20 protein-coding genes and 1 pseudogene are annotated in these 21,042 nt (G+C 66.5%); 5 read left to right on the top strand and 16 right to left on the bottom strand.

Annotated features, from left to right (window positions below):
• The first annotated feature begins 242 nt into the window (after window positions 1-242).
• Entirely contained in the window at window positions 243-1,049 is an 807-nt protein-coding gene (locus tag B586_RS04205) for a beta-phosphoglucomutase family hydrolase (protein WP_054881079.1), read from the top strand.
• On the top strand, window positions 1,046-3,409 hold the full coding sequence (locus B586_RS04200; RefSeq protein WP_054880615.1) for a glycoside hydrolase family 65 protein: 2,364 nt from the start codon (window positions 1,046-1,048) through the stop codon (window positions 3,407-3,409). The genes B586_RS04205 and B586_RS04200 overlap by 4 nt, the downstream gene beginning before the upstream one ends.
• Here the strand turns inward: B586_RS04200 and B586_RS04195 are convergent.
• Window positions 3,406-3,972 carry a TetR/AcrR family transcriptional regulator gene (locus B586_RS04195; protein WP_047315531.1) on the bottom strand — a complete coding sequence of 189 codons (567 nt, stop codon included), beginning with the start codon at window positions 3,970-3,972 and terminating at the stop codon, window positions 3,406-3,408. The genes B586_RS04200 and B586_RS04195 overlap by 4 nt on opposite strands.
• Window positions 3,973-4,035: 63 nt before the next feature.
• Here B586_RS04195 and B586_RS04190 point away from each other — a divergent pair, with 63 nt between their 5' ends.
• A complete protein-coding gene (locus B586_RS04190) occupies window positions 4,036-4,935 on the top strand; it encodes a TauD/TfdA dioxygenase family protein (protein ID WP_047315532.1) in 900 nt (299 codons plus the stop codon).
• Between the two features lie 20 nt (window positions 4,936-4,955).
• On the opposite strand, the gene B586_RS04185 is transcribed toward B586_RS04190, so the two are convergent.
• Genes B586_RS04185 through guaB form a run of 3 tightly spaced genes read right to left on the bottom strand, consistent with a single transcriptional unit; the run spans window position 4,956 to window position 9,496 of the window.
• Window positions 4,956-6,713 (bottom strand): GMC family oxidoreductase, encoded by a 1,758-nt coding sequence (locus tag B586_RS04185; RefSeq protein ID WP_054880616.1) that lies wholly within the window; start codon window positions 6,711-6,713, stop codon window positions 4,956-4,958.
• A 45-nt stretch (window positions 6,714-6,758) separates the two neighbouring features.
• Window positions 6,759-7,898 carry a GuaB3 family IMP dehydrogenase-related protein gene (locus B586_RS04180; RefSeq protein ID WP_047315534.1) on the bottom strand — a complete coding sequence of 380 codons (1,140 nt, stop codon included), beginning with the start codon at window positions 7,896-7,898 and terminating at the stop codon, window positions 6,759-6,761.
• A gap of 8 nt (window positions 7,899-7,906) precedes the next feature.
• Window positions 7,907-9,496, bottom strand: a complete 1,590-nt coding sequence (guaB, locus tag B586_RS04175) for an IMP dehydrogenase (RefSeq protein ID WP_047315535.1) — start codon at window positions 9,494-9,496, stop codon at window positions 7,907-7,909.
• A gap of 153 nt (window positions 9,497-9,649) precedes the next feature.
• Between guaB and B586_RS04170 the strand changes: the two genes are divergently transcribed.
• Window positions 9,650-10,063, top strand: coding sequence for a DUF5319 domain-containing protein (locus B586_RS04170; RefSeq protein WP_047315536.1), 414 nt, complete (start codon window positions 9,650-9,652; stop codon window positions 10,061-10,063).
• A 44-nt stretch (window positions 10,064-10,107) separates the two neighbouring features.
• On the opposite strand, the pseudogene B586_RS04165 reads toward B586_RS04170, so the two are convergent.
• The 3 genes and pseudogenes from B586_RS04165 to B586_RS04155 all read right to left on the bottom strand — a co-directional run.
• A pseudogene (locus B586_RS04165) lies at window positions 10,108-10,782 on the bottom strand (anti-sigma-D factor RsdA); the annotation flags it as partial.
• Window positions 10,775-11,350 (bottom strand): sigma-70 family RNA polymerase sigma factor, encoded by a 576-nt coding sequence (locus B586_RS04160; RefSeq protein ID WP_082129564.1) that lies wholly within the window; start codon window positions 11,348-11,350, stop codon window positions 10,775-10,777. The pseudogene B586_RS04165 and the gene B586_RS04160, both read right to left, overlap by 8 nt.
• An 80-nt stretch (window positions 11,351-11,430) precedes the next feature.
• Window positions 11,431-12,255, bottom strand: coding sequence for a hypothetical protein (locus tag B586_RS04155; protein ID WP_414738730.1), 825 nt, complete (start codon window positions 12,253-12,255; stop codon window positions 11,431-11,433).
• 382 nt (window positions 12,256-12,637) lie between these two features.
• Between B586_RS04155 and B586_RS04150 the strand changes: the two genes are divergently transcribed.
• A complete protein-coding gene (locus B586_RS04150) occupies window positions 12,638-12,946 on the top strand; it encodes a WhiB family transcriptional regulator (protein WP_047315539.1) in 309 nt (102 codons plus the stop codon).
• On the opposite strand, the gene B586_RS04145 is transcribed toward B586_RS04150, so the two are convergent.
• From B586_RS04145 to alr, 9 genes are all read right to left on the bottom strand, one after another.
• The gene (locus B586_RS04145) at window positions 12,943-13,530 is read right to left on the bottom strand and encodes a CGNR zinc finger domain-containing protein (RefSeq protein WP_211141570.1); all 588 of its coding nucleotides are present in this window, start codon (window positions 13,528-13,530) and stop codon (window positions 12,943-12,945) included. The genes B586_RS04150 and B586_RS04145 overlap by 4 nt on opposite strands.
• Window positions 13,531-13,683: 153 nt before the next feature.
• Window positions 13,684-15,297 (bottom strand): chaperonin GroEL, encoded by a 1,614-nt coding sequence (gene groL, locus B586_RS04140; RefSeq protein WP_047315540.1) that lies wholly within the window; start codon window positions 15,295-15,297, stop codon window positions 13,684-13,686.
• A 98-nt stretch (window positions 15,298-15,395) separates the two neighbouring features.
• The gene (groES, locus tag B586_RS04135) at window positions 15,396-15,698 is read right to left on the bottom strand and encodes a co-chaperone GroES (RefSeq protein ID WP_047315541.1); all 303 of its coding nucleotides are present in this window, start codon (window positions 15,696-15,698) and stop codon (window positions 15,396-15,398) included.
• Window positions 15,699-15,944: 246 nt separating this feature from the next.
• Entirely contained in the window at window positions 15,945-17,009 is a 1,065-nt protein-coding gene (gene tsaD / locus B586_RS04130) for a tRNA (adenosine(37)-N6)-threonylcarbamoyltransferase complex transferase subunit TsaD (RefSeq protein ID WP_047315542.1), read from the bottom strand.
• Window positions 17,006-17,473: a ribosomal protein S18-alanine N-acetyltransferase gene (rimI, locus tag B586_RS04125; RefSeq protein ID WP_054880617.1), complete on the bottom strand. Its 468-nt coding sequence runs from the start codon at window positions 17,471-17,473 to the stop codon at window positions 17,006-17,008. The genes tsaD and rimI overlap by 4 nt, the downstream gene beginning before the upstream one ends.
• A 49-nt stretch (window positions 17,474-17,522) precedes the next feature.
• Window positions 17,523-18,245, bottom strand: a complete 723-nt coding sequence (tsaB, locus tag B586_RS04120) for a tRNA (adenosine(37)-N6)-threonylcarbamoyltransferase complex dimerization subunit type 1 TsaB (protein ID WP_054880618.1) — start codon at window positions 18,243-18,245, stop codon at window positions 17,523-17,525.
• Window positions 18,242-18,766 (bottom strand): tRNA (adenosine(37)-N6)-threonylcarbamoyltransferase complex ATPase subunit type 1 TsaE, encoded by a 525-nt coding sequence (tsaE, locus tag B586_RS04115; RefSeq protein ID WP_054880619.1) that lies wholly within the window; start codon window positions 18,764-18,766, stop codon window positions 18,242-18,244. Before tsaE ends, tsaB begins: the two co-directional genes overlap by 4 nt.
• A complete protein-coding gene (locus B586_RS04110) occupies window positions 18,759-19,874 on the bottom strand; it encodes an alpha/beta fold hydrolase (protein ID WP_054880620.1) in 1,116 nt (371 codons plus the stop codon). Before B586_RS04110 ends, tsaE begins: the two co-directional genes overlap by 8 nt.
• Complete coding sequence (gene alr / locus B586_RS04105; RefSeq protein ID WP_156406705.1) at window positions 19,864-21,030, bottom strand: alanine racemase; 1,167 nt, start codon at window positions 21,028-21,030, stop codon at window positions 19,864-19,866. Before alr ends, B586_RS04110 begins: the two co-directional genes overlap by 11 nt.
• Window positions 21,031-21,042: the final 12 nt, after the last annotated feature.

Genomic DNA, 21,042 nt, shown 5'->3' with positions numbered 1-21,042 from the left:
CGAGCGCCAGCGATCGAAACACGACCGCGAGATTCACCACCGCGACACTTAAACGGTTGTGACGACACACCGAAAAGGTCCGCGCCGCTTGCAGTTTCGACGCCTGAGAATCGTTATGGTCTCAATGTGACTAACAGCCGTGGCTCGGCAGTGCGATCAGCCAGCGGCATAGGTACGCTGCATCCCGGTGAGCCCGTATCGCCCAACTACTTGTGAAAGTGAGGTCCGCCGTGCTAGGTCCGATGAGCGGCGACCCGCTGCGCCCGGCTACGCCGCGCTTGCGATCGCCACTAGGTCTGCCGGGGACGGTGCGTGCCTGCCTGTTCGACCTCGACGGTGTACTCACCGATACCGCGAGCGTGCATACCAAGGCGTGGCAGGCCATGTTCGACGCCTACCTATCCCAACGGGCCGAGCGCACCGGAGAAAAATTCGTCCCCTTCGATCCCGCCGTGGACTACCTGCAGTACGTGGACGGCAAGAAACGCGAAGACGGGGTCCGGTCATTTCTGAGCAGTCGGGGAATCACACTGCCTGACGGCAGTGCCGACGACTCCGGCGATGTCGAGACGGTATGCGGCCTGGGCAACCGCAAAAACGACATGTTCCAGCGGGTGCTCACCGATGATGGCGTTGCGGTCTTCGACGGGTCGCGACGCTATCTGGAGGCGGTTACAGACGCGGGTCTCGGCGTAGCCGTGGTGTCGTCAAGCGCCAATACCCGCGACGTACTCGCAATCACCGGTCTGGACCGGTTTGTCCAGCAGCGGGTGGACGGCATCACCCTGCGCGAAGAGCACCTCGCCGGCAAGCCGGCCCCCGACTCGTACCTGCGCGGGGCGCAGTTGCTCGACGTCGCTCCCGACGCTGCGGCTGTATTCGAGGACGCATTGTCCGGCGTGCAGGCCGGCCGGTCCGGTAACTTCGGCTTCGTGGTGGGCATCAACCGCACGGGCCGGGTGGGCCAGGCCGAGGAACTGCGCCGCAGCGGCGCCGACGTGGTAGTCACCGATCTCGCCGAACTGCTCCCACGGCATGAGCCCCGATGATCACTGAAGAAGCCTTCCCCGTCGAACCTTGGCAGATTCGCGAGACCCGGCTCGACCTGAACCTGCTAGCCCAATCGGAATCCCTATTTGCCTTGTCCAACGGGCACATCGGGTTGCGCGGCAACCTCGACGAGGGCGAGCCGTACGGCCTTCCGGGCACCTATCTGAACTCCTTCTACGAAATTCGACCGCTGCCATACGCCGAGGCCGGATACGGGTATCCGGAGGCCGGTCAGACCGTCGTCGACGTCACCAACGGCAAGATCTTGCGTCTGTTCGTCGAGGACGAGCCGTTCGACGTCCGCTACGGCGAAGTGATCTCCCATGAGCGGGTCCTCGACCTGCGCGCCGGGACGCTGACCCGCCGCGTGCACTGGCGCTCGCCCGCGGACAAGCAAATCAAGGTGGTGTCCACCCGCTTGGTGTCGCTGGCGCACCGCAGTGTCGCGGCTATCGAGTATGTCGTCGAAGCGCTGGACGAATTCGTGCGCGTGACCGTGCAGTCCGAGCTCGTCACCAACGAGGACCAACCCGAGACCTCGGGCGACCCGCGGGTGTCGGCCATTCTGGAGAACCCGCTAGAGGCCGTCGAACACGAGGCCACCGAGCGCGGCGGACTTCTCATGCACCGGACCCGGGCCAGCTCCCTCATGATGGCCGCCGGGATGGATCACGAGGTCGAGGTTCCCGGACGAGTCGAGATCACCACCGACGCGCGCCCAGACTTGGCTCGGACCACGGTGATCTGCGGGCTGCGCCCAGGGCAGAAGCTGCGCATCGTCAAATACCTGGCGTACGGCTGGTCGAGCCTGCGCTCCCGCTCGGCGCTGCGTGACCAGGCCGCCGCCGCACTTCACACCGCCCGCTACAGCGGATGGCACGGGCTGCTGGACTCGCAGCGGGCCTACCTCGACGACTTCTGGGACAGCGCCGACGTCGAAGTCGAGGGCGACCCGGAATCTCAGCAAGCGGTGCGGTTCGGGCTCTTTCACTTGCTGCAGGCCAGCGCGCGCGCCGAACGGCGCGCGATCCCCAGCAAGGGACTCACCGGAACCGGCTACGACGGCCACGCCTTTTGGGATACCGAGGGTTTCGTGTTGCCGGTGCTGACCTACACCGCGCCGCATGCGGTCGCCGACGCGCTGCGGTGGCGTGCGTCGACATTGCAGCTCGCCAAGGAGCGGGCGGCCGAACTCGGGCTCGACGGTGCCAGCTTTTGCTGGCGAACCATCCGCGGGCAGGAATGCTCGGCGTACTGGCCGGCGGGCACGGCGGCATGGCACATCAACGCCGACATCGCGATGGCCTTCGAGCGGTACCGCATTGTTACCGGTGACCACTCGCTAGAAGAAGAGTGCGGCCTTGCGGTGCTCGTCGAGACGGCCCGGCTGTGGCTCTCACTCGGGCACCACGACCGGCATGGCGTCTGGCACCTCGATGGGGTCACCGGTCCCGACGAGTACACGGCGGTGGTCCGGGACAACGTGTTCACGAACCTGATGGCCGCGAGCAATCTGATCACCGCCGCCGATGCCTGCCTGCGCCATCCCGAAGCCGCAGAAGCGCTAGGTGTCACGACCGAAGAGATGGCCGCCTGGCGCGACGCGGCCGACGCCGCCAACATTCCGTACGACGACGAGCTGGGTGTCCATCAGCAGTGTGCAGGGTTCACCACGTTTGCGGAATGGGATTTTGAATCCAACACCACCTACCCGTTGCTCTTACACGAGGCCTACGTGCGGCTCTACCCCACGCAAGTGATTAAACAAGCCGACCTGGTGCTGGCGATGCAGTGGCAAAGTCATGCGTTCACACCCGAACAGAAAGCACGCAACGTCGACTACTACGAGCGACGCATGGTGCGTGACTCGTCGCTGTCGGCCTGCACGCAGGCGGTGATGTGCGCCGAGGTCGGGCATCTCGAGCTAGCCCACGACTATGCCTACGAGGCCGCGCTGATCGACCTGCGCGATCTGCACCGCAATACCCGTGACGGGTTGCACATGGCCTCACTCGCGGGTGCGTGGACGGCTCTGGTCGGGGGTTTCGGTGGCCTGCGCGACGACGAGGGCATCCTGTCCATCGATCCCCAACTGCCCGACGGCATCTCGCGGCTACGGTTCCGACTGCGCTGGCGCGGGTTCCGGCTGACCGTGGACGCCAGGCACGCCGACGTCACCTACACCCTGCGCGACGGCCCCGGCGGCGAGCTGACCATCCGCCATGCCGGTGAACACCTCACCCTGAAATCGGATTCACCGTCGACCATCGCGGTGCGGGCCCGAAAGCCACTCCTGCCGCCTCCGTCACAGCCGCCGGGCCGCGAGCCGGTGCACCGGCGGGCCATGTCGCGGGGTTAGTGCGGCTCGACGATCCGCACCACCTCGGCGTGCACGGCTTGGCGCAGCTGCGCATCGGTCAGCTCGTCGATACCGGTCGACGCCCGCAGGAACGGCTCGAAGAGCCGCCAACCGAATTGCAGGGCAACGGCATTGGCGAGCGCCAGCCGCGCGCTGCGATCATCCGCGTGACGCGGGCGTACCGCCTCGAGCAGCTGCCACATGCCGGGAAACTGCGTCTGCAACTGCCCCACCGGGTAACCGTCGAGCAATGCACGAGCCATCACCCGCAGATGCCGATCCATGGCTCGCTCGAGCTCCGCGACCGGCGCGTCGTTTCGCCGCAAGTTGGTCGTGGTCATTCCCAGGTGATCGAGCACCGCGCCAACCAATTGTTCTTTGGTGCCGAAGTGCCGAAACACCAGTCCATGGTTGACCTTCGACCGAGCGGCGATATCGCGGATCGATGTCGCGGCCGGACCGCGCTCGGCAAACAAGTCGGTGGCGGCCGCCAAGATTGCCGCCGCAACCTCTTCCCGTCCGGTGGGAGCCTTGCGTGAGCGGGTTGCCGAGCGTGTAGTCATGTGACTACACTAGCCGCTGTAGTCAACTGACTACAGCGGCTAGTCCCGAAAGGACCGAAGTAGATGACACACGCGATAAGCGTCACCAAGCTGGGCAGCCGGATCGGTGCCCGAATCGACGGGGTGCAGCTGGGCGGCGACCTTGACCCAGCCACCGTCGGGGAGATCCGCCAGGCGCTATTAGCCCACCGGGTGATCTTCTGCCGCGGACAGCACCACCTCGATGACGAACAGCAGCTGGCGTTCGCGGGGTTGCTTGGCACCCCGATCGGCCACCCGGCCGCCGCTGTCCTGGCCGCTCAGAATGCACCGATCATCACGCCGATCAACTCCGACTACGGCAAGGCCACGCGCTGGCACACCGACGTGACCTTCGCGGCGAACTACCCCGCGGCCTCGATCCTGCGCGCGGTCACCCTGCCCAGCTACGGCGGGTCGACGCTATGGGCGTCCACCGCGGCCGCCTACGACGACCTACCCGAACCGCTCAAATGGCTCGTCGACAACCTGTGGGCGCTGCACACCAACCGCTACGACTATGTGACCCCCGAATCGGTCGCATCACTGACTGACGCGCAGCGGGAGTTCCGACAGGCGTTCGAGAACCCGGATTTCCGCACCGAACATCCGGTGGTGCGGGTGCACCCGGAGACGGGTGAGCCCACGCTGCTGTTGGGAAATTTCGTGCGTGGCTTCGTCGGTCTGGACAGCCACGAATCAAGCGTGCTGCTCGAGTTGCTGCAGCGGCGAATCACCATGCCCGAGAACACCATCCGCTGGAACTGGGAGCCGGGCGACGTCGCCATCTGGGACAACCGGGCCACCCAGCACCGAGCCATCGACGACTACGACAACCAGCCGCGCCTCATGCATCGGGTTACCTTGATGGGCGATGTTCCGGTCAACGTGCACGGGCAGCGCAGCCGGGTAGTTAGTGGCGCGCCGCTGACCCTGGCCAGCTAGGCAAAGCCAGCTGGGTGGTGTCAGCTAGCGTCGCTGACCGGATCAATGGGCAGCCACCGCAGCGCTCCTGGCGCTTCGGCGGGCACCACCGGGTGCTCTGGGGCGATCGGGGCCAGCCGACGGTACGCCGCACCCTGCCGCGGCCGCTGATCATGCTGGCCCTTGTTGGGCCACAGCGCGGCAGCACGCTCGGCTTGCGCGGCGATGGACAGCGACGGGTTGACACCCAGGTTCGCCGAAATCGCGGCACCGTCCACCACGTACAGCGTCGGGTAGCCGTAGACCCGGTGATAGGGGTCGATGACCCCGTGCTCGGGGTCATCGCCGATCACCGCACCGCCAAGAAAGTGCGCGGTCAGCGGCACGTTGAAGAGCTCACCCCAGGTGCCGCCGGCCACGCCGTCGATCTTGGCGGCGATACGGCGGGTGACCTCGTTGCCGATCGGGATCCACGACGGGTTCGGTTCGCCGTGCCCCTGTTTGCTGGAATACCAACGGATTCCAAGTTTGCCACGCTTGGTGAACGTGGTGATCGAGTTGTCCAGGTGTTGCATCACCAGCGCGATCACCGTGCGCTCGCTCCACTGGCGGGGATTGAGCAGCCGCAGCATGCGGCGCGGATCTTCGCTGGCCTGATGCAACAACTGCTTCCACCGCGGCACAAAGGTCTCATCGGGGGTCTCCTTGTGCCCCTCGGGCCCAGGGCCGTCGGTCATCAAGGTCTGCAACAACCCCATCGCGTTGGAACCCTTGCCGTAGCGCACGGGTTCGATGTGTGTGTCCGACGTCGGGTGAATCGACGACGTGATCGCCACACCATGAGTCAGGTCCAGGTCGGGCCTGACGCTCAAGGTCGCGGCACCGACAATCGACTCCGAGTTCGTCCGAGTCAACACACCCAAACGCTGCGACAGACGAGGTAACTTACCTTGGTCACGCATCCTGAACAGCAGATGTTGCGTCCCCCACGTGCCCGCGGCCAGCAGCAGGTGCGCAGCGGTAAGCGTGCGTCTGTCCCTGCGCAGCCAACTGCCGGTGCGGACCGTGCGCACCTCCCACAACCCGTCGGAGGCCTGCTCGAATCCTTTCACCGTTGTCATCGGAATCACTTGTGCACCTGCCGATTCCGCGAGGCCAAGGTAGTTTTTCACCAGCGTGTTCTTGGCGCCGTGGCGACAGCCCGTCATACAGCAACCGCATTCGGTGCAGCCGGTGCGCGCCGGCCCCACGCCGCCGAAATACGGGTCGGCCACGGTCTGACCCGGCGCCTGGGTGCCATCAGGGCCGAAAAACACCCCGACCGGCGTCGGCACAAAAGTGTCGCCGAACCCCATCTCGTCGGCGACCTCTTTGACGATCCGGTCAGCGTCGGTGAAGGTCGGGTTGTACACCACACCCAACATCCGCTGCGCCTGCTCGTAATGCGGCGCCAGCTCGCCGCGCCAGTCCGTGATGTGCGCCCACTGCTGGTCGGCAAAGAACGGCTCCGGCGGCACGTACAACGTATTCGCGTAGTTCAGCGAACCGCCACCCACTCCGGCGCCGGCCAAGATCATCACGTTGCGCAGCAAGTGGATGCGTTGGATGCCGTAGCAGCCCAGCTTCGGCGCCCAGAGGAATTTACGCAGCTCCCAGGACGTCTTGGCGAAATCCTCGTCGGCGAAGCGGCGGCCGGCCTCCACCACGCCGACCCGGTAACCCTTTTCCGTGAGCCGCAGCGCGCTGACGCTGCCGCCAAACCCTGAACCGATGATGAGGACGTCGTAATCCGGCTTCATCGCCCCAGTATGGTCTGCCTTCGGCACCAACGTGCGGCCGAAACCTTAGATGCTGACGGTCAGGCCGACCTTCTGGAATTCCTTGAGGTCGCAATAGCCGGCCTTGGCCATGGATCGGCGCAGACCACCGACCAGATTCAGGGTGCCGAACGGGTCGTCGGAGGGCCCGTTCAGAACCTGCTGCAACGGCGGGCGCTCGCCGACGGCGGTCTGCAGTAACGCCCCGCGGGGCAGCGACGGGTGTGCCGCGGCGGCCGGCCAGAACCACCCGCCGCCCAGTGCCTCGGCACTTTGGGCCAACGGCGTGCCCAGCACCACCGCGTCGGCGCCACAGGCAATGGCTTTGGCCAACTCGCCAGACGTGTAGATATCGCCGTCGGCCAGCACGTGCACGTAGCGGCCGCCGGTCTCGTCGAGGTATTCGCGCCGCGCGGCGGCGGCGTCGGCGATCGCAGTAGCCATCGGCACGCTGATGCCTAACACCTCATCGGAGGTGGTGACCCCGCTGGTGGAGCCGTAGCCGACGATCACGCCGGCCGCGCCGGTACGCATCAGATGCAGCGCCGTGCGGTGGTCAAGCACACCGCCGGCGACCACCGGAACGTCGAGCTCAGCGATGAACGTCTTCAGGTTGAGTGGTTCACCAGCCCCTTCCCGATCCAGGGCCACTCTTTCAGCCGAGACGATGGAACCCTGGACGACCAGCAGGTCGATTCCGGCCGCCAGCAACACCGGCGTCAGCGCCTGAGCATTTTGCGGGCTGACCCGCACCGCGGTGGTCACTCCCGCCTCCCGGATCCGGGCCACCGCCGAACCGAGCAGGTCCGGGTTCAGTGGCGCAGCATGCAGCTCCTGCAGCAACCGGACCGCCGCCGCGGGTTCGGGCTCTTTCTCGGCGGCCTCGATCAACTGCGCGATCTTGGCCTCGACATCGGCATGGCGGCCGATCAGCCCCTCACCGTTGAGTACCCCCAGCCCGCCGAGCCGGCCCAGCTCGATGGCGAACTCCGGTGACACCAACGCGTCGGTCGGGTGTGCCACCACGGGGATCTCGAACCGGTAGGCGTCGAGCTGCCACGCCGTCGACACGTCTTTCGACGAGCGAGTGCGACGCGACGGCACGATGCTGATCTCGCTGAGCTCATATGTCCGACGGGCCACGCGGCCCATCCCGATCTCGACCATGTCGGGCGTCAACGCGCGTAGTAGTTGGGGGCTTCGACGGTCATCGCGACGTCGTGCGGGTGGCTCTCTTTGAGTCCGGCGGGTGTGATCCGGACGAACTGCGCCTGCTGCAACACCTCGATGGTGGGCGAACCGGTGTAACCCATCGCGGCGCGCAGACCACCCATCAGCTGGTGGATCACCGACGATAGCGGACCACGGAACGGCACCCTGCCCTCGATCCCCTCAGGGACCAACTTGTCCTCGGACAGGGCGTCGTCGGCGAAATAGCGGTCCTTGGAATACGACTTACCCCCACCCCTACCTTGCATGGCGCCCAGCGACCCCATGCCGCGGTAGCTCTTGAACTGCTTGCCGTTGACGAAGATCAGCTCGCCTGGCGCCTCAGCGGTGCCGGCCAACAACGAGCCCAGCATGGCCGTCGACGCGCCGGCGGCCAGCGCCTTAGCGATATCGCCGGAGTACTGCAACCCGCCGTCGGCGATGACCGGCACGCCCGCCGGCCCGCACGCCGCGACGGCCTCCAGAATCGCGGTGATCTGCGGCGCCCCGACACCGGCCACCACGCGGGTCGTGCAAATCGACCCGGGCCCCACGCCGACCTTCACCGCATCAGCGCCGGCCGCCACCAGGGCCGCGGCCGCCGACCTGGTGGCGACATTGCCGCCAATCACCTGGACCCGGTCGCCAATTTCGGCCTTGAGTTTGCCGACCATGTCGAGCACCAGCCGGTTGTGCGCGTGCGCGGTGTCGACGATCAGCACGTCGACCCCGGCGTCGACCAGCATCATCGCGCGGACCCAGGCATCTCCGCCGACACCAACGGCCGCACCCACCAGCAGCCGGCCGTCGCTGTCTTTGGTCGCCAGCGGGTGCTGCTCGGTTTTGACGAAGTCTTTGACGGTGATCAGCCCGGTCAGCCGGCCATGGCCGTCGACAACGGGCAGCTTTTCGATCTTGTTTCGCCGCAACAGGCCCAATGCCGCGTCGGCGCTGACACCCTCGGCAGCGGTAATCAGCGGCGCTTTGGTCATCACCTCGGCGACCTGCTTGGACTGGTCGACCTCGAACCGCATGTCGCGGTTGGTGATGATGCCAACCAGCGCACCGGAATCGTCGACCACCGGCAACCCGGAGATCCGGAACCGGGCGCACAGCGCGTCGACCTGGGCCAAGGTGTTGTCCGGCCGGCAAGTGACCGGGTCAGTGACCATGCCGGCCTCGGAGCGTTTCACCGTCTCGACCTGCCCGGCCTGCTCGGCAACCGGCAGGTTGCGGTGCAGCACACCCATGCCGCCCGCCCGAGCCATGGCGATGGCCATCCGCGCCTCGGTGACGGTATCCATTGCCGAGCTGACCAACGGCACCTTGAGCCTGATCTTCTTGGTCAGCTGGCTGGAGGTGTCCGCAGTGGCCGGCACCACGTCAGAAGCCGCGGGTAACAGCAGGACATCGTCGAACGTCAGTCCCAGCATGGCCACCTTGTGCGGGTTGTCACCCCCGGTCGCGGCTGGGTCGTCCATCAGGCCACCAACACGCAGGTACGAACTGGCAACGAGGTCGGAACTTTCTTTTAGGTTGGACATGCCACGGGTCATCGGTGCGGCCCTCCATACGCATGCGAGTGAGAAACCCCATCCTATCGACTGACCAATCCGCCGGGTTCGCATGGCCGGGTGTTCCGCCGGCGATAAAACAACACCGGTCTAGGCTGCTGGCGTTATCGCTGCCCGCCTGCGTAGGCTAGAGGCGTGCGTGACCACCTCCCGCCGGGTTTGCCACCCGACCCGTTTGCCGACGACCCCTGCGACCCGTCGGCGGCGCTCGACGCTGTAGAGCCAGGTCAACCACTAGACCAGCAAGAACGGATTGCGGTCGAAGCCGACCTGGCCGACCTGGCCGTTTACGAGGCGCTGTTGGCGCATCGGGGAATTCGTGGACTTGTGGTGTGCTGCGACGAGTGTCAGCAAGACCACTATCACGACTGGGACATGTTGCGGGCCAACCTGCTGCAACTACTGATCGACGGCACCGTCCGACCGCACGAGCCGGCCTACGACCCCGAACCGGACTCCTACGTCACCTGGGATTACTGCCGGGGATACGCCGATGCCTCGCTGAACGAAGCGACATCCGACGCGGATGGCTATCACCGGCGTCATTAAATGACGCACCGTGAGCCGTAGCGCAGGTGTTAGGGCGCGGCACCGGGCGGCTCCGGCGGAATCGACGACCACGTCAACGTGGTTGAGGCAGCCGGCACGGTTGGCCCCGTTTCAGGCGCCGGCAACGTCGCATTCGGGTCGTGCGTCTCCACCTTCGTGTTCAGCAGATTCACCTGATTCATCAGGTCATTTCTGCGGTTATCGTCGTCCATCGATTGCACACTGCTGCTGACCTCAGCCAGCTGATCCTCGGCCTGGTCCCATTGGCCTTCGGCGATCATTTGTTGAACCTTGGCCAATTCGGCCTTGGCGGACAACACAATCTGATCGTTATTGACCCGCGGTGTGTCGAAGAACATCGTGTGCAGGCCATACAGCGCCTGTCCGGGACGGGCGTCGGCGACCACGGCGCCCAGCCCACTGAGCACTAGCAGCGTCGCCGCCACTGATCCGATCGCTGCCAGGCCGCGGCGAGCGCGTCGGCGCCCCGCAATTCCGGTGTACAGCGCCTCGACGGCCTGCTCGTGGGAAACCAATGCGCTCGCCGGTGGCCACCTCAACTCGTCGCGCCAGTCCTCCAGCAACGCGGCCAGCATGTCATCACGGGGATCGTCGAAGTCGACCGAATGACGTTCGGCGAGCGCGTCGAGGAGCAGATCGGTGCGGGCCACCTCATCCAAAGCCGGCTGATCGCCGAACGCATAACCAAACTCAGGCATAGTCACCCGCCGCGACAATCTCGGACTTCAACCGCGACAACGCGCGGTGCTGGGCCACCCGAACCGCTCCGGTGCTGCTGCCGACGGCGGCGGCGGTCTCCTCAGCGGACAGGCCGACGACAACACGCAGGATGAGGATCTCGCGCTGCTTGGCCGGCAAGATCTCGAGCAGTTCGTTCATCCGGGTGACCGAATCAGCTTCGAGGACCAGCTGCTCCGGGCCCGCGTCGGCCGACCGGCGCTCGGGAACTGCTTCGGCCGGGTAGGCAAGATCGCGGCCGGCAGCCCGGTGGGCGTCGGCGACCTTGTGGGCGGCGATGCCATACAGGAAGGCCAGGAATGGGCGTCCCCGGTCCCGGTAGCGGGGCAGCGCAGTTATGGCCGCCAAGCAAACCTCCTGTGCCACGTCGTCAGCTGACAGGCCACTGCGCTCAACCGTGCCGACTCGCGCTCGGCAATATCGCACAACGATCGGGCGAACGGTCTCCAGCACCTCCCGAAGTGCGTTCCGGTCTCCAGCCACGGCTTCGGCCACCACAGCGTCGAGACGTTCCCCTTCAATTGTCATCGACGGCGGTCTCTCCAACGTTACGGTCCGGACACATCCCGGGCTAAGACACAGCTAGACAATAACGGGCAGATGCCGTTTCACGCGGTACGCCAGGTTCCACCGGCGCGCCGCACCTGGCCTGCGCAAATATCCCGAATTTTGGCGAGTTCGCGCAGCTGTTTTGCCTCAACCGTGATGCTTCCGGTATCGATCAGCAAGCAAGCCACCGCCCAACGCAGCGGTACCAGCCCGAATCGGCCGGTGACGTCCAGCGCTTCGCGGCCCACGGCGCGTGCCCGCTCGGTGACCCCGGCGCTGCATAGCGCGGCAGCCAGCACGACGTCACTTTTGACCTGGTGTCGCACCGACGCGACGGTCATGGCACGGGCCAACTCGACCGCCTCCTCGGCGCAGCGGACAGCGGTTGCCCCGTCGCCGGCGACCATCGCCAGCTCCGAGGCCACCCAACGCCTGCGCACCGCTACCCGCTCGGACACCTGCAGCGACTCCGCGTGAGTCAGCAATGTTTTTGCTGCGGCGAGGCGGCCGACGCCGAGCGCGTCGGCCGCCAGCCCGATCAGTGCATCGGCACGAGCCTCGGAATCGGTGCCGGCCAGCGCCAGGGCACGACCGTCCCAGCCCCGCGCCAGCGTGTGCCAACCGAGCTGGCGCAAGAACGATCCGTGCGTGCTGTACGCCAGCGAGGCCAACCGCCCGGCCGAAACGCTACGTCGCAGCACCGCCAGGTCGCGGTAGGCGCTGCCGTAGCGACCTTGCCCGCCGGCGGCGACCGCTCGCAACCACAGTTGGTGGGGCGTGGTCGCCGTCGGCAACGGCCAACGGCCCGGCTGGTTTCCAAAGGCAGCGGCGGCCAGCTTGAGCTCAACCGTCTCGACGGCCGAAGTGTGACCAGTTTCAATCACAGTGATAGCCGAGGTCATTAGTAAAATCTGTGTAGCATCTGCGTTACCGAAATATTACCCAGGATCCTCGCAGCCTAATTGCTGGCGCCTAGACAAAGGCCCTGTAAGGCCTCTGACCTGGGGAATCTTGGCATCGATGAGCTCCTTCGTTAGCATGCTTTAAGTTCGGCGAAAGCGTCGCAGATGAACGCAGCGTTAATTCTCTCGCAACGCTGACACATTTTGCCGCGGGGAACGGCTATTGACTGTAATTCGCCAGCCCACCTACCGTCTATGTTGTCGGGTAGTCATCGGTGACGCCACTCCAATCAATGTGCACACTCGCGCGCGTTCGCGAACCCACCCTCCACTTTGGGCGTGCCGTGCAGAGAGGGAATAACTAATGCCACAGCCGGAGCAGCTACCTGGACCTAACGCCGATATCTGGAACTGGCAACTGCAAGGCCTGTGTCGCGGCGTTGACTCGTCGATGTTCTTCCATCCCGACGGGGAGCGTGGCCGTGCCCGGATGCAACGCGAGCAGCGCGCTAAGGAGATGTGCCGACGCTGTCCGGTGATCGAGGAATGCCGTTCTCATGCGCTGGATGTCGGCGAGCCCTACGGCGTTTGGGGCGGTTTGTCCGAATCCGAGCGCGACCTACTCCTCAAGGGCGACCTCGGGCGCACCCGCAGTATCCCTCGCAGCGCCTAGGCCGGCCCCTCATCGCGGGCGGCGCGGGCGCGGTTGCCGCAGGTTTCTGAGCACCATTCGCGGCGGGGGTGGGATCTGACGAAGTACACCACGCATCCTGGGCCGTAGCAGGCGCGCAGCTTCGTCGCGCTGGGTCCGGTGAACATGTCGATCGAGTCGCGCGCGAGTGCAGCCAAGGCGACGCGAGCCGGTGAGGTGGGTACTAGGCGGTCGTGGTGCAGCCGACCACCCCGGATGACGAGTTGGGCGTTGGGCAGTTGTTTGGCCGCCCAGTTCACCGCGGCAACGGCGTCATCGACGCTGTCGACCGGGGATTGGGCGGCCGGCCGGGGATCGGCTATGGCGAAGGCGGCCAGCCGGCGAAGGGAGTCACGTAGCAGCTTGGCCTCGGCCAGCTCGGCACGACGCGGGTCTCCGCGAACGTCGGCAGCGTATCGATGGTCGACGGTGACCAGCCAATCGCGCAGCGCAGCTGGAGTGGTCAAATCGTCGTGGACACCGGCACTGTCGGCCCAAACCGTGTTCATCAAGCGCACCGGCGCGGGCTCGCTGGGCAGCACCGACACCAGTGCTGGGTTGGTCACACCGAAACCCTATAACGGGTGGTGTTCGTTCCACCCATTAGACCACTCGTCGTGGGCCAACAGCACCACCCACACGGCCGGGACACCGCACGCGTCAACAGAAAGACCCCCGGTATCCGCAGACCGGGGGTCTTTCCTGGGAGTACGCGCTGATTAGTGCGCGTGGCCGTGGTGGTCGCGCTCTTCCGCCTTGGCGGGCTTGTCCACCACCGCGGTCTCGGTGGTGAGCACCATCCGCGCCACCGAGGCCGCGTTGAGCACCGCTGACCTGGTGACCTTGACCGGGTCGACGACACCATCGGCGGCCAAGTCGCCGTAGCTCAACGTGCTGGCATTCAGTCCATGCCCGGCGGGCAGCCCGCTGACCTTGTCGACCACCACCGCGCCGTCCAACCCGGCGTTGGTGGCAATCCAGTACAGCGGTGCCTTGAGCGCGTCGGAAAAGACGTCGACGCCGAGGGCTTCGTCCCCGGTCAGCGACGCACGCAACTGCTTGAGCACCGCGCCGGACTGGATGAGCGCCGATCCGCCGCCCGCGATGATGCCCTCCTCGAGGGCCGCCTTCGCGGCCGCGACGGCGTCCTCGACGCTTTCCTTGCGCTCCTTCAGCGCCGTCTCGGTGGCGGCCCCCACCTTGATGACGGCCACGCCACCGGCTAGCTTGGCCACGCGCTCCTGCAGCTTTTCGCGATCCCATTCCGAGTCGCTGGCCTCGATCTCGGCCCGCAGCTGCTTGACCCGCTTGGCCACGGCGTCGTTGGAGCCGCCGCCGTCGACGATGATCGTGTCGTCCTTGGTGACCACCACGCGGCGGGCCGAGCCCAGCACGTCGGTGCCCACCTCGCGCAGCACCAGGCCAGCGTCGGGGTTGACCACCTGGCCGCCCGTCACGATCGCCAGATCCTCGAGGAAGGCCTTGCGCCGGTCGCCGAAGAACGGCGACTTGACCGCGACGGCCTTGAGCGTCTTGCGGATCGAGTTGACGACCAAAGTCGCCAATGCCTCGCCCTCGATGTCTTCGGCAACGATCAGCAGCGGCTTGCCTGATTCGGCGACCTTCTCGAGCATCGGCAGCAGGTCAGGCAGCGAGCTGATCTTCTCCTGGTGCAGCAGGATCAGCGGATCGTCGAGCACGGCCCGCTGCGAGTCGAAGTCGGTCACGAAATACGCCGACAGGAAACCTTTGTCGAAGCCGACGCCCTCGGTGAACTCCAGCTCGGTGTTCAGCGTCGACGATTCTTCGACGCTGACGACACCGTCGACACCGACCTTGTTCATTCCCTCGCCGACCAGCGCACCGATCTGCTCGTCGCGCGAGGAGACCGTCGCGACCTGCGCGATGGCGTCCTTGCCGGCCACCGGGGTGGCCGCCGCCAGCAGTGCCTCGGACACCGCGTCGGCGGCCTTGCTGATGCCTGCACCCAGGGCGATCGGGTTGACACCGGCGGCGACCATGCGCAGGCCGCCCTTGACCAGCGCCTGCGCCAACACGGTCGCGGTGGTGGTGCCGTCACCAGCGACGTCGTTGGTTTTGGTGGCCACCGACTTCACCAGCTGGGCGCCCAGGTTCTCGAACGGGTCCTCTAGGTCGATCTCACGCGCGACGGTGACGCCGTCGTTGGTGATGGTGGGCCCGCCGAATGCCTTGGCCAGCACCACATGTCGGCCGCGCGGCCCAAGTGTTACCCGCACCGTGTCGGCGAGCTTGTTCATGCCCACCTCCATGGCACGACGCGCGGTTTCGTCGTACTCAATCAGCTTGCTCATCAGGTTCCTCCAGCCGGGCCAATCCGGGTATAAACGCATGCCGCCCCGGAAATCACCCGTGGTTGATCACGGGGATCGCCGGGGCGGAACACGGTTCGTTACTTGGATACGACAGCCAGCACGTCGCGTGCCGACAGGATCAGGTATTCCTCGCCGTTGTACTTGATCTCGGTGCCGCCGTACTTGCTGTAGATGACGGTGTCACCCTCCGACACGTCCACCGGGATCCGCTTCGCGCCGTCCTCGTCCCACCGGCCGGGGCCGACTGCGACAACGGTGCCTTCCTGCGGCTTCTCCTTGGCGGTGTCAGGAATGACCAGACCGGACGCGGTCGTGGTCTCGGCCTCGCTGGCCTGCACGAGAATCTTGTCCTCGAGTGGCTTGATCTTCACCTTCGCCACGATTGGAGCCCTCCAGTTAGTTAGATCAGAGTCCGGGACTTGTCGCCCGGACCGGAGTTGCCGGTCGGTCCGGGGCTGGCCCCGAACCGTCCGAATTACCAGGTGATTTGGCAGCCTTCCGCGCCCTCGCGTCGTCGTCGCGGGTGCCGACACAGGGGTTTGGCCGATTGCCACCTAGCACTCTATACACGCGAGTGCTAGCACTCAAGGCCGGCCCACTGCTTCCTGGCTGTTGGCGTGTCTAGCTCACCTAACCTGCCCTTTCACCACCGGGAGACCCGGGTCGCTGGGCACATCCAGCGGTGACGGCGGCGCGGCCGCAGCTAGCAGCTGCGCGGCGAACGCGGCGATCATCGCCCCGTTGTCGGTGCAAAGCCGAGGCCTGGGGATCCGCAGCGTCAGCCCCGCCGCCGCGCAGCGCTGCGCGGCCAGCTCTCGCAGCCGCGAATTCGCGGCCACTCCCCCGGCGATCAGCAGAGTCGAAACGCCGAGCCTTGTCGCCGCACGCACCGCCTTCATGGTCAACACATCGGCGACGGCCTCTTGAAACCCGGCGGCGACATCGGCCGTCAGCGCGTCGGGATGACTCTCGACATACCGCGCGACGGCGGTTTTGAGCCCCGAGAAGCTGAACGTGTTCGGGTCGTCGGCCGGCCCGGTCATGCCGCGCGGGAACACGGGGATCTCTGCGGCCTCCCGGCCGCAGGTGCGAGCCAGGTCGTCGAGCACCTTGCCGCCTGGATAGCCCAAGCCCAGTAGGCGCGCCACCTTGTCGTACGCCTCCCCGGCGGCATCGTCGACGGTGCTGCCCAGCTCGACGATGGGCGCCCCGAGTGAACGCACATGCAACAGGTGGGTATGACCTCCAGACACCAGCAGCGCCACACACTCGGGCAGCGGTCCATGCTCGTAGACGTCGGCGGCCAAGTGCCCGCCCAGGTGGTTCACGGCGTAGAACGGCACTCCCCAGGCAGCCGAATACGCTTTGGCTGCAGCCACTCCCACCAACAAAGCGCCGGCCAGCCCGGGCCCGATCGTGGCGGCGACAACGTCTGGCCGCGCCGAACCGGTCAGGCCCGCAGCCGCGAGCGCGCGGCGCATGGTGGGACCGAGCGCCTCAAGATGCGCCCGTGAGGCAATCTCGGGCACCACGCCGCCGAATCGGGCGTGCTCGTCGACGCTGGAAGCCACCTCGTCCGCCAACAATGTCACGGTGCCGTCGGCATCGAGGCGGGCAATGCCGACACCGGTTTCATCGCACGAGGTTTCGATGGCCAAGATGATCGTGCCAGGCACAGCAGAAACCGTCATTGCGCTCCCCGCCGCATGAGGTAGGCGTCGGCGCCGCTGGCTCGGTAATAGCGGGGGCGCAGCCTGATCTGTTCGAATCCCACACTGCGATATAACGCGATGGCGGCCTCGTTGTCGGTGCGGACCTCCAGGTAGGTCGCACCGCCACCGGCGAAGTCCAGCAGTTCGCCCAGCAGCCGACGGCCGATGCCGCGTCCCTGGTATGCCGGGTCCACGGCGATGGTGTGCACTTCGTACTCGAACGGCGGGGTGCGGCCCAAGCGGGTGATGCCGGCATAACCGACGAGCGTGCCGGCGGCGCGTGCGCCCACGTAACGGTTGGACGAGCTGGCCAGTTCGCGGTCGAACGCTGCCGCCGGCCATGGGTCGTCGCCATCGAAGAGCTGGCTTTCCAGCTCGGCACACCGGTCGACGTCGGCGGGCGTCAGCGCACCGATGGTGATGGGCTCGCCGGCGCGGGTCATTGGCGCCGCTCCTTCCCATCGCTACGCTCTGCATCGTCGCCGGCGCGGGTCATTGGCGCCGCTCCTTCCCATCGCTACGCTCTGCATCGTCGCCGGCGCGGGCCAAGGGCTTGGCATCCGGTCGACGTAAATACAACGCCACCAGTGGGGTCGGTGACACCGACCAGTCGGGCACCGCTGAGGCGGGTAGCGCGGCTCCTCCCCCGGCCGTCCCGGCCCGCATCGTCACCGCGCGCACCAGCCCAGCCGGCGTCGGGTAGACCGGTTCGCACCGCGGCAGGTCAAACAGCGCCGCGTGCTCAGGCGAGCCAGCCACCGCCCGCGCCGCCCCGGGATCGACATCCGCCGGGGCATTAACTGCGGGTCGGCCGGTGCGAACTCCGTCGCGATAGCGAGCCCAATAGACCTCGCGGCGGCGCGCGTCGGTGACCACCAGCGTGTCACCGGTGGTTCGCACCCCAATGGCGTCCAGACTGCACACCCCATGCACCGGGATACCCAGCGCATGCCCGTAGGCGGCGGCGGTCGCCATACCGACGCGCAGACCGGTGAACGGGCCGGGACCGCAGCCCACCACCACGGCATCGAGCTCGCGCATCGCCAACTCGGCATCGGCGAGCGCCGCCAGCACGTTGGGAGTCAGCCGTTCGGCGTGCGCCCGGGCGTCGACCGTGACCCGCTCGGCCAGCACCGCGCATTCTGAGCCGTCAAGGCGCACGATTCCGGCCGTCACCGCCGGGGTGGAGGTATCCAAGGCCAAGATGCGGCTCATGGGCCCCACTGCCAGGTCGCGATCCGCACGTCGGAGTGGCTGACCCGTTCCAGACGGATGTCGAGGTGTCGCGCGGCCAGACGTTCGGCCAGGCCCGCACCCCACTCCACCACCACCACCGCTTCGGCAAGATCGGTGTCAAGATCCAGCGAGTCAAGCTCACCCAGCAAATCGGCAGCGCGGTGGTCCAACAGCCGGTAGACATCGACGTGAATCATCGCCGGGGTGCCGGGCCGTCGCGGCGGGTGCACCCGCGCCAACACGTAGGTCGGCGAGGTGACCGGACCGTCGACATCCATCGCCGTGGCAATGCCCTTGGCCAGCACCGTTTTTCCGGCACCCAGCGGACCGGAAAGCACCACCACATCACCCGCGCGTAACTGTTCCCCCAGCCGGGACCCCAGCGCAACGGTGTCCTCGACGCGTTCGCAGATGGCTGTTCCTGATCCCAAGCTGTGTTGCGGCGATCGCAAGCGCGGCGAAGCCGGGCGCAGCGGGTCGCCGCCATCGTGCTCAACCATGGCGCTGCAACCGTTCCCGGAATCGCCGGAACCGCAACGCCGTCTTGCCCGGAATAGCCCGGTCAACCAGCCGGACCAGCCCGTCGTTGATGGCATCGGGCTTGTCCAGCAGCGCTAAATGACTGGCCCCAGTGACAATGACCAGCTCCGACAGCGGCAACGAGGCCGCCATCTTCTGAGAGCACTCGTCCGGGGTCAGCAGGTCGTGGTCACCGCAGGCGATCAGGGTCGGGATCCGCAGCAACGGCCACAGGCCAGCGGTTTCGTCGTGGGTTTCCAGGGCCCGCAGAAAACCCACCAGGGTGGCGATCGGGGTGTCGGTCATCATCTGCTGGGAGAACGCGTCTAGGCTGCGACTGACCCGCAGATCGCTGTAGGACGCGGCCCGCAGAATCGGACCAATCAATGATCGTGACGCGACGCGGCCGCGGTGCATTAGCTTGGGCGCCGACCGGGCAGTGAGCCGAACCGATTCCAGCGCAGGGTTTTTCAGGATCTCGCCCAGCGGGGATCGCGTTACCCCCTCTGCAGCAGCGGAAATCAAGGCGGCGCCGACAATCCGGCGCCCGTACTGCTCGGGGAACTGCCGAGCATGCGACAACACCGCCATGCCGCCCATCGAATGGCCGACCAACACGATCACCCCGTGCGGCGCCACCGTCTGCAGCACCGTGTGCAGGTCCTGGCCCAGTTGGGTCAGCGTGTAGGTCGCGGGCGCGGCTTCGCTGGACTGGCCGTGCCCGCGGTGATCATAGAAGACCATGCGCACCCGTGGTCCCCATCGCTCGCCGAGCCGCGTCCGCTGAAAGTGGAAGGCGCCCATATGCAAACAGAAGCCATGGGCGAAGACCATGGTCACCGGCGCGTCCACCGGTCCGGCCTCGCGCACCGCCAGCGCCACTCCGTCGGGAGTGGTCACCAGATAGCGACGGTCATCGTCGAACCTCTCGAAATCCTCATCGACATAAGGATCTTCGCGGGCAGTGGCGCGTTCAGATATCGATCGGCGCGCCGAGGCTCCGACGATGGCGGCGACCGCGGTCAGCCCGGCGCCGCCCGCAAGCCAAGCCCGGCCGTTCCGACGCCTACGGGTTTGGTCACCTGTCAACGGTGTGAGCCTCGCGGTACGTTCTGGTGATCCGCCCGCGTGGACTGGTGACCACTTCATAGTGGATGGTGCCAAGCAGATCGGCCCAATCTTGCGCGGTGGGTTCGCCGCTGGCGCCGGGTCCGAACAAGATGGCCTCGTCGCCTTCGGCTACATCGATCGGCCCCGGGCCCAGGTCGACGACGAACTGGTCCATACAGATCCGTCCGACGCCAGGCCGACGCTTGCCGTTGATCAGCACGTCCAGCCGCCCGCCCAGCGACCGGAACACGCCATCCGCGTATCCGATCGGCAGCAGCGCTACATTGGTGTCACGCTGCGCAATCCAAGCGTGTCCGTACGACACGCCCTCGCCAGCGCGAATCGACTTCACCAGCGCGACAGCGCATTTCACCGTCATCGCGGGTATTAGTCCCATATCACCGAGAGCAGGCACCGGACTCAGGCCGTACACCGCGATGCCGGGCCGGACCAGGTCGTAGGCCAGGTCGGGACGAGACATCGTGGCCGATGAATTCGACAGGTGCGCCACCTCGAACCGCACCCCCTGCTGGCGCGCCTGGGCGAGCAAGGCGGCGAACCGCCTGCCCTGAACGTCATTGCTGGGATTGTCGGGCTGGTCAGCGTAAGCCAGATGCGACATCAACCCGCGCAGCCGGACGGCGTCCTCGGCGACAGCCCGCTGCAACGCGGTCAGCATCGCCGGGTATTGGTCGGGCGCGACGCCGTTGCGGTTCAGCCCGGTGTCGGCCTTGACGGTCACCGTCGCCGTACGGCCGGTCCGACGCACCGCATCCAGCACCTCGTCGAGCTGGCGCACCGAAGACACCGCGATCTGCACGTCGGCGGCCAGCGCAGGCCCGAAGTCGGTCCCGGGTGGATGCAGCCAGGCCAGCACCGGTGCGCTGATGCCGTCCGCGCGCAATGCCAGCGCTTCGTCGACGGTGGCCACACCCAGCTCGGCCGCACCGGCCGCCAAGGCGGCGAGCGCGACCTGAGTGGCCCCATGGCCATAGGCGTCGGCCTTAAGGACAACCATCAGCTGTGCGCTGCCGGCGTGCTCGCGCAGCACTCGCACGTTGTGGTCAATAGCTCCCAGGTCCACCACAGCCTCGGCCAGCACGCCCGGCCTCAGGGATATCGGTGTCACAGCCACGCCGACCATTGT

The organism is Mycobacterium haemophilum DSM 44634 (assembly GCF_000340435.2).
GTDB classification, from domain to species: Bacteria; Actinomycetota; Actinomycetes; order Mycobacteriales; family Mycobacteriaceae; genus Mycobacterium; species Mycobacterium haemophilum.
This window is presented reverse-complemented; position numbering and strand designations above follow the sequence as displayed.

What these genes read in the sequence shown, in the direction of transcription:
- B586_RS04205 (WP_054881079.1), top strand. Translation starts at nt 243, where the DNA reads ATGAGCGGCGACCCGCTGCGCCCGGCTACGCCGCGCTTGCGATCGCCA.
- B586_RS04200 (WP_054880615.1), top strand. Translation starts at nt 1,046, where the DNA reads ATGATCACTGAAGAAGCCTTCCCCGTCGAACCTTGGCAGATTCGCGAG.
- B586_RS04195 (WP_047315531.1), bottom strand. Translation starts at nt 3,972, where the DNA reads ATGACTACACGCTCGGCAACCCGCTCACGCAAGGCTCCCACCGGACGG.
- B586_RS04190 (WP_047315532.1), top strand. Translation starts at nt 4,036, where the DNA reads ATGACACACGCGATAAGCGTCACCAAGCTGGGCAGCCGGATCGGTGCC.
- B586_RS04185 (WP_054880616.1), bottom strand. Translation starts at nt 6,713, where the DNA reads ATGAAGCCGGATTACGACGTCCTCATCATCGGTTCAGGGTTTGGCGGC.
- B586_RS04180 (WP_047315534.1), bottom strand. Translation starts at nt 7,898, where the DNA reads ATGGTCGAGATCGGGATGGGCCGCGTGGCCCGTCGGACATATGAGCTC.
- guaB (WP_047315535.1), bottom strand. Translation starts at nt 9,496, where the DNA reads ATGACCCGTGGCATGTCCAACCTAAAAGAAAGTTCCGACCTCGTTGCC.
- B586_RS04160 (WP_082129564.1), bottom strand. Translation starts at nt 11,350, where the DNA reads ATGACAATTGAAGGGGAACGTCTCGACGCTGTGGTGGCCGAAGCCGTG.
- B586_RS04150 (WP_047315539.1), top strand. Translation starts at nt 12,638, where the DNA reads ATGCCACAGCCGGAGCAGCTACCTGGACCTAACGCCGATATCTGGAAC.
- groL (WP_047315540.1), bottom strand. Translation starts at nt 15,297, where the DNA reads ATGAGCAAGCTGATTGAGTACGACGAAACCGCGCGTCGTGCCATGGAG.
- tsaD (WP_047315542.1), bottom strand. Translation starts at nt 17,009, where the DNA reads ATGACGGTTTCTGCTGTGCCTGGCACGATCATCTTGGCCATCGAAACC.
- rimI (WP_054880617.1), bottom strand. Translation starts at nt 17,473, where the DNA reads ATGACCCGCGCCGGCGAGCCCATCACCATCGGTGCGCTGACGCCCGCC.
- tsaB (WP_054880618.1), bottom strand. Translation starts at nt 18,245, where the DNA reads ATGAGCCGCATCTTGGCCTTGGATACCTCCACCCCGGCGGTGACGGCC.
- tsaE (WP_054880619.1), bottom strand. Translation starts at nt 18,766, where the DNA reads ATGGTTGAGCACGATGGCGGCGACCCGCTGCGCCCGGCTTCGCCGCGC.